Source organism: Gilliamella sp. wkB18, from assembly GCF_001690875.1.
Taxonomy (GTDB): Bacteria; Pseudomonadota; Gammaproteobacteria; order Enterobacterales; family Orbaceae; genus Gilliamella; species Gilliamella apicola_A.
Genome location: NZ_LZHM01000075.1, coordinates 1 through 951, shown reverse-complemented (window position 1 = coordinate 951; position 951 = coordinate 1). Strand labels below are relative to the sequence as shown.

The window sequence follows — 951 nt, the reverse complement described above, 5'->3', positions numbered from 1 at the left end:
ACGTGACATATTATGAATAATAACACCGTGCAAATCGTTCCAATCATATTCTTTTATTCGGCGTTTTTTCGGTTGTAAAAATACCGAAGGGTGATGTAAAAACTTAAAGTTAAAAAAGTAACTTTCGTTAACATAGACTTTACCGGTTTTACGATTAAATATAATGGGGCTGCCACGGCGGGAGAGTAGATAATAATACAATTGGGGAATAACATAATACATAGCTGCACAACAGGTAATAAAATTCAAAATTACAACAATATCAATAAATTCTATTTTAGAGTTATCATGATGAATCATTAACCAAATAGATCCAATGATAATTCCACTTCCGAAAATAGCTGCAACAAAGTAAAGGCAAGCATAAAAAATCTGATCATTGTGATCCTGACGAATAAAGGCACAATAGGTATTATTGGCATAACTTAAGCGATCGTCATGCAGGGGCACTAAACGTGGACCTTTATCTAGATCCCCAAACCAACCAAAAATTTGCGGGCGGTATTTTGATGGCATAATTATTTCTTATTCCTTAATCATCTGGGTTATTCCGTTATATGGTGCCGTTGTTTGATTTCGGCGAGTTCTTCTTGCGATGTGGCATTAAACGCTTCGACCATCCATTCGGGCCAACCTTGCCCTTCAATCCTATGGGCTTTAAATTCCGCTTCTTGATCTGACTTATATTCACCGTCATCGATATTGGCAGATTTATAATGCACCATAAAACTATTGATCCACCCCCAAACAAATGTACTTCCTGCACCGGCTCGCATAGGATCTAACATAATATGATCTATCACTTGGTGCGTGCCCGGTTGGCAGACCATTAACACGGTTGAACTTAAGGCATTACGTGACATATTATGAATAATAACACCGTGCAAATCGTCCCAATCATATTCTTTTATTCGGCGTTTTTTCGGTTGTAAAAATACCGAAGGGTGATGT

The 951-nt window shown here is 37.5% G+C and carries 2 protein-coding genes; both read right to left on the bottom strand.

The annotated features are described in order from the left end of the window. A partial coding sequence (locus A9G48_RS07775; RefSeq protein WP_141672983.1) for a DUF6708 domain-containing protein occupies positions 1-516 on the bottom strand: 516 nt, incomplete at its 3' end. Positions 517-545: 29 nt separating this feature from the next. After that, a partial coding sequence (locus A9G48_RS11660) for a DUF6708 domain-containing protein (protein ID WP_218057853.1) occupies positions 546-951 on the bottom strand: 406 nt, incomplete at its 5' end.